This is a genomic window from Nocardia sp. NPDC060259, from assembly GCF_042728775.1.
In the GTDB taxonomy this organism is placed as follows: Bacteria; Actinomycetota; Actinomycetes; order Mycobacteriales; family Mycobacteriaceae; genus Nocardia.
This window is the reverse complement of the sequence record NZ_JBHXAY010000166.1, coordinates 1-9,689: the sequence shown is the minus strand read 5'-3', so window position 1 is coordinate 9,689 and position 9,689 is coordinate 1. Positions and strand designations below refer to the sequence as shown.

Sequence of the window (9,689 nt, the reverse complement as noted above, 5' to 3'; positions counted from 1 at the left end):
GTTCTTACTCGGCGCCGATGATGAAGGCTTCGAGCTGGGTGCGGGCGACGTCGTCGGCGATCTGCTCCGGCGGGGACTTCATCAGGTAGGCCGAGGCCGGGATGACGGGTCCGCCGATGCCGCGGTCCTTGGCGATCTTGGCCGCGCGGACGGCGTCGATGATGATGCCCGCCGAGTTCGGCGAGTCCCACACCTCGAGCTTGTACTCCAGGTTCAGCGGGGCGTCACCGAAGGCACGGCCCTCGAGACGGACGTAGGCCCACTTGCGGTCGTCGAGCCACTCCACGTAGTCCGAGGGACCGATGTGGACGTTGCGGTCATGGACCTTGCCCGCGAGCGAACCGGTGAGGTTCGACGTCACGGCCTGGGTCTTGGAGACCTTCTTCGACTCCAGCCGATCACGCTCGAGCATGTTCTTGAAGTCCATGTTGCCGCCGACATTGAGCTGGTAGGTGCGGTCGAGCACCACGCCGCGGTCCTCGAACAGCTTGGCCATCACGCGGTGGGTGATGGTCGCGCCGACCTGGGACTTGATGTCGTCACCGACGATCGGAACGCCGGCGTCGACGAACTTCTGCGCCCAGACCGGGTCGGAGGCGATGAACACCGGCAGCGCGTTGACAAAGGCGACATTCGCGTCGATGGCGCACTGCGCGTAGAACTTGTCGGCCTCTTCCGAGCCGACGGGCAGGTAGGAGACCAGGACGTCGACCTGGGCGTCCTTGAGCGCCTTCACGACGTCGACCGCCGGGGCCTCGGACTGCTCGATGGTCAGCGCGTAGTACTTGCCGATGCCGTCGAGGGTCGGGCCCCGCTGGACCGTGACGTCGGTGGGCGGCACGTCGGAGATCTTGATCGTGTTGTTCTCGCTGGCGAAGATCGCCTCGGCCAGGTCGAAGCCGACCTTCTTGGCGTCGACGTCGAACGCGGCGACGAACTTCACGTCCTTGACGTGATAGGGACCGAACTTGACGTGCATGAGGCCGGGAACCGTGGAGTTCTCATCGGCATCCTTGTAGTACTGCACGCCCTGCACCAGCGACGATGCGCAGTTGCCCACACCGACGATCGCGACGCGAACCTCGCCGGACCCAACCTTGTTGACATCACTCATGGCCGCTCTTTCCCTCTTTCTGTGGTGCCGCCTTCGTCGATTGCTCCGCCGCAATCAACTCGTTGAGCCAGCGCACTTCGCGCTCGCTTGATTCCAATCCGAGCTGGTGGAGCTGACGGGTGTAGCGATCCAGCGAGCCGCTGGCCTTCTTGATCGCTTCCCGCAGTCCCTCTCGGCGCTCCTCGACCTGACGCCGCCGGCCCTCCAGGATCCGCATCCTCGCCTCGGCGGGGGTGCGGCTGAAGAAGGCCAGGTGAACGCCGAAGCCGTCATCGGTGTAGTTCTGCGGACCGGTGTCGGCGAGGAGTTCGTTGAACCGTTCCCGCCCGACCGGCGTGAGCCGGTAGACGCGGCGCGCACGGCGCGCGATCGCGCCCTCCGGAAGCTCCTCCGCGATCAGCCCGTCGGCCTGCATTCTGCGCAGCGTCGGGTAGAGCGAACCGTAGGAGAAGGCCCGGAACGCTCCGAGCAGGCCCGTCAGCCGCTTACGCAGCTCGTAACCGTGCATGGGCGCGTCGAGGAGCAGGCCGAGAATCGCCAATTCGAGCACTTGCCGACCTCACTCCCTGACTATGTCGGCCTGACAGACCGAACGGACCTAACCGATGGATGCGACTTCCAACTATATCGGAGCGATACATCAGCTGGCTAGGCGCGGGCGATTCCCGTGACTGGGCGTGACGCTCATCCGCTGGCCGGTGGCGATCTGGGCGGCCGAACACACAACAGGCCGCCCGGAACATGCCCGGACGGCCTGTTTCGCGCTCTCTACATCAGCCGAGGTAGGGCGCGGGTCTATGCGCTAGGAGGGGCATTGTGGGCTGGGCAGTCGACCGACTACCCCAACCATGTCCGACCCTCTAGGTGGTGCGCGATTCGCAGCCGCATCGTGTCGTGCATCGGCATCGCGTCGAGGTCGTTGGGGTCGATCCATTCCACTGCGGTGGACTCCTTCGAGACAGCGAGGCGACCGCCGGTCACCGCGGCGTAGAAGGTGATGTTGAACTCCTGGCGGACCTCGCCATCGGCGTAGGCGATGACGTGGGCCGGGTCGGTGTAGATGCCGAGCAGTCCGGTGATCGTCACCTCCAGGCCGGTTTCCTCGCGGGTCTCACGGACCACGCACTGTTCCAGGGTTTCGCCGAGATTCATGGTCCCGCCCGGGAATGACCAGTTGCCCGAGTCGGCCCGACGTTGCAGCAGAATTCGCCCGGCATCGTCAACCACAAGCGCGGAACCGCCGGGCACCAGCGAGTTCGGTTGTGGTGCGGCCGGATCGCGGTAGTAGTCAGTCCTGCGGCCCATAGCGACTCACCGTCCCCCAAATCTGTTCGAACTGGTCGGCGTAGGACTCGAATATGCCGTGCGCCGATAGGCGGCGCAGCAGCAGCGCGGGATGCTGGTATCCACGCGCGCGCACCAAGTACGGAGTAACCAGCATCATGTCGTCGAACCGGAACACCGAGTTGTAGAGATGTGTGCGGTGCAGCCCGACCGTACATCCGGGCGTCGAGGCCAGCGGCCCGAGCATCGAGAGCGCGTTGCGGATGCGACCTGGGAGGGTGCCTTGCATCTGTTCGAGTTGGTCGCGTTCGGCGGCATGGGCGCATTCAGGGTCGGCAAACGCCAGCCGGGCTGTTGCGCCAGCAGTGCATTTCTTGGCAATGATCTCGGCGGCGTTGGGCAGGAGTTCGAACACGAACGGGTAGGCGTAGCCCACGAGGTCGATCTGCTGGGAAGCGTTGAGCAACAGCCCGGTCCACACATCGTTGGGGATGTCGGCACGGTGTGCGTAGGCGGCGAGCACTTCCGATGTTGCCGGACTACCTGCGGCCATGTCGGGCCTGGCTTGCGGCCACAGGCTGTCCTCGGTCTCGCCGAGCGCTTCCGCGACCGCGATCCGGGTCCGCCGGTGCGGAACCCTGCCCGACAACCACCGAGAGACCGTTTTCGCGTCAACGCCGACCGTAGCGGCGAGACCAGCTGAGTCGAGCCCAGCTCGCAGCATCGCCGATTCCAACCGCTGTGCCATGTCCGAACGATACGGGGACGTTTGCAGGACATGTCAGACGTTCCCAGATGTCCACCGAAACGTCCTCGCGACTGTTCCGCCGTCCCGGTCTTCGGCGCGAATCTGTGTGTAGGCCGCGCCGCCGGGTCGACCATGAATCCCCGGCGGCGGGGCAGCCACCGACGAGGGGAGTTCACGATGTGGGGAAAGAAGCCCAACCGTAGCGAGCTGACGGTTGACGCCATTGCTGCGCGGATCGCCGGCGAGGACACCCGCGAAGCCATCGCCCGCGACGACGAGCAGACCGGCCGAACCACGGTGATAGTGCACTCGGCACCGGAGAAGCGATTCACGCTCGACCAAGCGCACCGGATGATGCAGGTACACCGGGGATGCGACCGCACCATCTGCCCGCGCAAGATGGCCGCCGTCAACGTGCTCGTCGGTGCGGGCGTGATGCGGTTGGACCGTCGTGCCGGGTACTGAACTCGACCACGCCCGCCATGCCGTCACCGAGGCGATGCGCGAAGCACACGCCGCCTCGCGCATCGTCGGCGCCCACACACGCCAGGTGGCGGGCTGGCTGCACCGCGAGGACGGATCGTGGGCGCCAGTCGATGACCGCGGCAAGGTCGGGCCCGTGTTCGCCGTCGGCCCGGTCGACGAGGGCCAGGACGACGGCGTGTTCGCCGACGCCGCTGCCACACTCGCCGCAGTCGGTGAGCCCGTCGTTATCGACGTCGACCCGCTCTACACGCCAGCGCTGCAACGACTCCTGGAGGTCGCCGAGCGCATCGCCCGGGACAGCGGCGCCACAACCGTCGACGTCGAGCACGTCGAGCAAGCCATCACCGGACGCCGGCAAGGGGGTGACGAATCGCCCGGCGACCCACCGCAGTAGCGAAACGAGATCCGCCCGCGCGATCATTGACATGTCTGCGCAGCTCAACCGAGAGGGGACACCGTGGTACCCGCGACCGTTTACCGCTGGAAGCCGACCAACGGCACCGGCGTCATCAAGACGGACGACGGCACCTACGTGTGGTTCCACGTCTCCGACCTCGACGGCCTCCGCCACGCGGATGTGCACGAGTCGCTGCCGGTCGACGTCGTGATCGACTGGACCCCACAGGGGAAATTCGAATGTCGAGCACAGCACGTACGTCCATCCTCTTCGCACCCGTCGCTGCACTAGCCGCGGTCCTCGCCGCCACAGCCATAGCAGGCGCACAAAACCCGGTGATCGCATCGTTCACCCCGGCGAACCAGTCCTACACCTACAAGAACGACCACGGCATGTTCACCGGCGACGTTGTCTACGCCGCCGATTCGGGCTTCAGCAACCGCATGTTCTGGAGCATGGTCCTCGATCCGAGCGTGCAGGTGCTCATCACCGGAAACACGATGTCGTGCACGGCGCGCGTCGACGGCATGCCGAACTATCACGACAATCACGCGGCAATCCCAGCCGACTACAAATGGCACTCCAAGGTGGTCGACATCGCGCTCGACACCCCGTACACCTGGCGCGCGCACTGTGCATTCGGCACAGCCGAGGGTCCCGGTGAAGTGAAGTTCGCTGTCGCGTTCGTGATGCACTCGAAGTAGAGCGCCCGGCAGTTCGACGACAGCCCGGCAGGAGTACCTGCCGGGCCGTTCCACTACATGGCGATCTCGGCGAGCCACTTCGCGCGGTTCGAACCTGGGCACTCCTCCGACGTCCCCTCGGGTCCGCGCTCGACGAACCAGTGGTGAGGCAGGAAGTACCAGGGCGACTTGCCAGACTCGTTGCTCGGCACGACATGGACCCTGCTCACGATGACCGGTTCCCGTTGGTCTCCTCCGACGAGAAGTCCAGCCACGCCGCAGTCCAGTGCAGCGGCGGTGTGATGAGAACGCGAATGGCGATGACTCGACCGCGGAGCTTCGGGTGTCTCGTCATCTGCGGGTAAAGGGAATCGAGGTGATGCGGCTTCATGACCACGGTGATGCCGCACAGCCCGCAGGGTCCGGGGCTCTGTTTGCCTCGTGTGCACGGTGCGGCCGAGAAGTCGAGACCAGACAGTAGCGAAACGGGATCCGCCCGCGCGATATGTTCATTCTCCGCGCAGGCAGGAGTGGGTGTGCTTACGCCGCCACATTATTCGGCGGTTCCAGATCCGGCGTCCGGTCGCGATTCGTCCCTGATCAGGGCAAACATGCTCGACCATTGACCAATCCCCTAACTTGATCCCCAATTGATGGGCCGGGCCGCGCTGTGCCCAATTCGCAAGCCTCCCTTCATTTCTCGACATTGAGCGGGACCCGTCTGCCTCCGTTCGCAGACGTGCAGCTCTTGGCATGCGCGGTTCGGCCCTCGCAGAGACCTCCACCCGAGCGGCTATCGACCCGATGCCGTCGACGGACGTAGTCCTGCGCCGACAGGGAATCGGATCCATCGCCAACCGCGAACGCGCAGCGCTCTGCTTCGATCCCGACCCCTGGCAATCACAACGTTCACAGCACCAAAGCCCCGGCCGATCGGCCGGGGCTTTTTCGTGCTCGTAACCAGGAGGACCTCGTGTCCGAAACGGACCACCTCAAACCCCATCTCGACCACCACGCTATCGCTGCACGCATCGGTCGATGCCGCGTCCCCGCACAGGCTGCGCGATGACGACGCCGGACTGGGCAACCCGGGCCATCGAGTGGCGAAACTCGCTTACACCGGCGACGCCAGAGGCTCGCGCCGAAAGTGACCGCCAGCCACGGGTATTCAACATCTCGGTGTCATCCCCAGCTGACGCCGCCAGACAAATGAACCGAATCTACAACAGCCGCAGGCTCTTCGACGACGCGCGGCGATCACCCGCGCAAGCCGATCCCATCGACGCGCCGCTCGACATCCCCACCGGCGGGGAGAAGGGGGCGAACAAGGCCGCAACACCGAAGGTTGCTGTCCCCAAGGGAGCCGACACTCCGCAGGCCCCAGCGACCGCGCCATCATCCCCGGCAACCACGCCTCAGGCTCCAGTTTCACCTCCTGCCACGGCCGGACCCTCGACCTCGACGCCGAGTCCATCCACGCTGCCCCTCCAAGAGCTGGGCGTTCTCCCGGGCGGGACGAACCCCGTCACGGTCCCGAACTCCCCGGTCGTCGACCCGGGCTCAGCGCTTCCCGTGGTTGTAGCCACAGCACTTCCAGAAGGCAGCTCGCTGCAACAAACCTCCACTGCCGCCAACGGCATCCGGGTCACGGAAACGACGGTGACCGTCCCCGAGCTGCCGCCGATCACGACGATGAAGATCACCGAAGAGCCCGTGACCGAGGTATCCGTCGAATGCACGGTGCCGGTTCAACTCGCCGAACCCGGCGTCGTCCCACGGTCGGTCACCAACCCGGAAACGATCTTCCCCACCGGTCCCGGCTATACACGCCAACAGCTCGAAGCCGACCTGAAGGCTTTCGACGCAGGGCCACTGGTGTGGGTCGGCCCGAACGGTCCGACCGCCTATGACGTAGCCCGAGCACGGCTGATCGCGGCCATGTACACGCCGGGCGAACAGTTCAACGACCTGGTCTGGGCCAATCACGTACCCCGCAACCAGGCGGAGATCGAAGAACGATTCGCCGCAGTCACCCGCCTCAACCAGGCCGGGATCCCGTGGCTGGATCCGGCCATTGCCGCATGGGTCACCGACCAGCAGAAGATTGCTGTCGCCGAGGACCCCTACAGCACCGTCGACAACACCCGCCCGTCGATGTACAGCCCGGCGGAGCTCCGCAGACAAGCGCTCGAAGCAAGCCGCACCGAACTCACAGCCGGCGACCTGAAACAAGGGCTCAACGACTTCCTGGTCGGTGCGACCGTGGGACCGGCGCTCATCCTGTGGGACGCCGCCCACGACCGTGGCGACTACAGCGGCGCGGAAATCGCGTGGGCAGCCGCCGAACTAGGCATCAACACGGCCCTGATCATTCCCGGACTGGGCACGCTGACCGGGGCAGCGGCCAAGGCCGGCCTCCGCAGAATCGCCCCCAAAACCTGGGAAGCCCTCGCCGCAGCAGACAACGCAGTCGACGCCGCACGAATCGGCAGAACCACCCAACAACGACAACTCACCGACGCTGTCGACGACTACTACCGGCGGCGATCCATCCACGAGGGCGAGCCGCCGAGAACAACAGGCCCCTCGCCGACAGCTCGACTGGATGATCCAGCTCCCGCTGCGCCACGTACGGCAGATACGCCTGGCACTCCTCCGACCAGACCGTTGCCTGTAGAGGAACAGTCCACCCGATTGCCCGTTCGCGATCGTGGTGAGGCACCGTCGGCGAGCACTTTCCAGCCAGACCCCGAAGTTCCGCCCTACTCGCCCTTCTCCCCGTATCTGAATCCAGGGCGTTTCGACAACCTCAAAGCAGCGGCAATCCGCTTTTCTGACCGAGTTTGGGCCTTCGGGCAGCGCCTCAACCAACTCGAGCTCAGCCCGGCCCGGATTGCTGCTACCAACGGCCAGGCCACGTTCGCGACATCGGTCTCTTCAGCGTCGTCGCGACTGCCCTCGTCACCCTTGCGGCCAGGGTTGATCCCACGCCGGGGTGCGCCGCCTACGCCGCTGTATGACAGTGCTGGACAACTCCGCCCCCGAGCATCCGGGCCGCCGCTGCTACTAGACTTCCACTACGGCGTGAGTCCGAACGTCCGGGCCAAGCCGATGGAAATGGTCGACCAGTTGACGGGACAGATCGACGGATTGAATAGCCTGACCGCCGCCGAGGTGGTACACAACCTCAACACGGTGCAGCGTGCAGGAAACGCACAGAAGAACGCACGAAAACAGTACAAAGCTGCGGCCACTCTCCAGGAATTGGCCAAAGCCAGGAGGCTCGCAGCACTGAATCCCGCAGCCCTGAATGGCTTGAGCCCGGCTGCTTATGCGAAGAAGATCGTCGACGATCGAATGAAGGGGATGGCCGCGCTACACGAACCGGATATCATCGCAGGTGGTGCAGATGTGATCCGATTTGATTCGAATGGCCTGCCGAGACTTGGCGATGTTGGCGTGAATTCATCACTCGGAAGCCAATGGAAGGGCAAGAAACACGACGCCATACGTGCGTATTCGGAAGAATTGGTTGCAACTGGCAGAGGAAACGAATTGATGAATGTCGAATGGAGATTGAACCCTTGAATAGCGCTGGTCTAGAACAAGCAATTTCCAGCCTTGGTACACCATACGCGACAGTAGCCGCCGAAAATAGCGTAATCGATGGATACGCGGGGCGAGTTCCCGAATTGCTGCTAGACATATGGCGAACAGTGGGGTTTTCTGGATACGCAGAGGGACTGCTCTGGCTGTGCAATCCAGAAGAATGGCAGCCCGCTGTCGATGAATGGATATCTGGACTGAGGTTGCCATTCCACGATGACTGGATTCCGTTTACTCGAACAGCTTTCGGCAAGCTGACGATGTGGGGAAATAGGACCGGCAGAAGCTTGACAATTGACCCACAAAACGGGTTCATAGTGCCTATCGATCAATCAGGTAATATGGCCGATGAGTTGGACGTAAATCTACAAATTCTCGTGGCAATTGACACTGATGCAGAACTGCTGGAACTGTGGGACGAGGACGGGGACGACGACATGCCGATGTTTCGGCGCGTGCGTAAACGGCTGGGCGGGCTTGATGCGTCCACGATGTATGGGTGCGTTCCGGCGGTCGGCTTGGGTGGTTCTTTTACTCCCCGCGGAATGGGGGTTGTTAATGCGGTCGATCATGTGCGGTTCCTGAGTACCGTGACGCAGCGTCAGGTCATGAACTGGAAGTTCTGAGGCAAACAGGGAATGCCGATCCCGAGTTGGGCGAGTACCCGGCGAACGGTCGCCGGGTACTCGCGTGGTGTGCGGTGCGCCGGACATGGCGGGGCTACGCGAGCCGGACCCATATTGTGGTCGGACTCAACAAACTGAAAGCAGGTCATGCAAATGGTTAGCTTGTCAGCTCCTCGAAGGATTGTCCAATCCGCGATTATCGTCGAACTGATCCCGGGAGGCCTTACGGCGGACGAGTCGGATCGCGTCGCGTCATTCTTAGAACTTTGCGAGCCACTGATCCTCTCCCCAGGCCATTCCGGCGACGGCTTCCTTCAGGAAGGCGGTGGGTACGTCCGCCTGGGCGAGATGACCGATGGACAGTGGGTGTGGCCATTGGCGTGGTTGGATTATGTCAAGGTACATCGCGTTGCGCCACCGCTGGAATTCTTGGGGCATATCCGAAATCTCAACTACCGGCCTATCCGCCTCGATCCCATCGATGTAGATCTGCTCATCGACAGGCTGTACCCACCGGGAGACGACGGGGAGCCTTTTAGCGAGTAGCGTCCTTCGGGCTGGACTGCCGCACGGAACTCAGCTCAGCCAGAGCGAACTCCTACACGCGCGAGATTCCTCCGAATAGACAGCTGGAGATAGAAATATCACCCGCAGATTGGAGGCAATTAGAAAATGAACATAAGCAATTCGCAAGCGCAACAGGACGAGGAGTTTGACTACTTTGTCGATGCATTCAAGGGTTCGA

The 9,689-nt window shown here is 63.5% G+C and carries 10 protein-coding genes; 6 read left to right on the top strand and 4 right to left on the bottom strand.

The window, feature by feature from the left end; genetic code table 11:
- Positions 1-4: 4 nt before the first annotated feature.
- The 4 genes from ACFWF2_RS32635 to ACFWF2_RS32620 all read right to left on the bottom strand — a co-directional run bounded on the left by ACFWF2_RS32635 (position 5) and on the right by ACFWF2_RS32620 (position 3,146).
- Complete coding sequence (locus ACFWF2_RS32635) at positions 5-1,114, bottom strand: inositol-3-phosphate synthase (protein WP_379311336.1); 1,110 nt, start codon at positions 1,112-1,114, stop codon at positions 5-7.
- Positions 1,107-1,664 carry a PadR family transcriptional regulator gene (locus tag ACFWF2_RS32630; RefSeq protein ID WP_071930941.1) on the bottom strand — a complete coding sequence of 186 codons (558 nt, stop codon included), beginning with the start codon at positions 1,662-1,664 and terminating at the stop codon, positions 1,107-1,109. Before ACFWF2_RS32630 ends, ACFWF2_RS32635 begins: the two co-directional genes overlap by 8 nt.
- 287 nt (positions 1,665-1,951) lie before the next feature.
- Positions 1,952-2,419: an NUDIX domain-containing protein gene (locus tag ACFWF2_RS32625; protein WP_379311335.1), complete on the bottom strand. Its 468-nt coding sequence runs from the start codon at positions 2,417-2,419 to the stop codon at positions 1,952-1,954.
- Positions 2,403-3,146: a hypothetical protein gene (locus ACFWF2_RS32620; RefSeq protein WP_379311334.1), complete on the bottom strand. Its 744-nt coding sequence runs from the start codon at positions 3,144-3,146 to the stop codon at positions 2,403-2,405. Before ACFWF2_RS32620 ends, ACFWF2_RS32625 begins: the two co-directional genes overlap by 17 nt.
- A 177-nt stretch (positions 3,147-3,323) precedes the next feature.
- Here ACFWF2_RS32620 and ACFWF2_RS32615 point away from each other — a divergent pair, with 177 nt between their 5' ends.
- The 6 genes from ACFWF2_RS32615 to ACFWF2_RS32590 all read left to right on the top strand — a co-directional run bounded on the left by ACFWF2_RS32615 (position 3,324) and on the right by ACFWF2_RS32590 (position 8,944).
- On the top strand, positions 3,324-3,611 hold the full coding sequence (locus ACFWF2_RS32615; RefSeq protein ID WP_379311333.1) for a hypothetical protein: 288 nt from the start codon (positions 3,324-3,326) through the stop codon (positions 3,609-3,611).
- Complete coding sequence (locus ACFWF2_RS32610) at positions 3,598-4,026, top strand: hypothetical protein (RefSeq protein WP_379311332.1); 429 nt, start codon at positions 3,598-3,600, stop codon at positions 4,024-4,026. Before ACFWF2_RS32615 ends, ACFWF2_RS32610 begins: the two co-directional genes overlap by 14 nt.
- Positions 4,027-4,089: 63 nt before the next feature.
- Positions 4,090-4,320, top strand: a complete 231-nt coding sequence (locus ACFWF2_RS32605; RefSeq protein WP_379311331.1) for a hypothetical protein — start codon at positions 4,090-4,092, stop codon at positions 4,318-4,320.
- Positions 4,321-4,364: 44 nt separating this feature from the next.
- Positions 4,365-4,733 (top strand): hypothetical protein, encoded by a 369-nt coding sequence (locus ACFWF2_RS32600; protein ID WP_379311330.1) that lies wholly within the window; start codon positions 4,365-4,367, stop codon positions 4,731-4,733.
- A gap of 1,638 nt (positions 4,734-6,371) precedes the next feature.
- On the top strand, positions 6,372-8,300 hold the full coding sequence (locus ACFWF2_RS32595; protein WP_379311329.1) for a polymorphic toxin type 15 domain-containing protein: 1,929 nt from the start codon (positions 6,372-6,374) through the stop codon (positions 8,298-8,300).
- Positions 8,282-8,944 carry a GAD-like domain-containing protein gene (locus ACFWF2_RS32590; protein WP_379311328.1) on the top strand — a complete coding sequence of 221 codons (663 nt, stop codon included), beginning with the start codon at positions 8,282-8,284 and terminating at the stop codon, positions 8,942-8,944. Before ACFWF2_RS32595 ends, ACFWF2_RS32590 begins: the two co-directional genes overlap by 19 nt.
- Positions 8,945-9,689 lie beyond the last annotated feature (745 nt).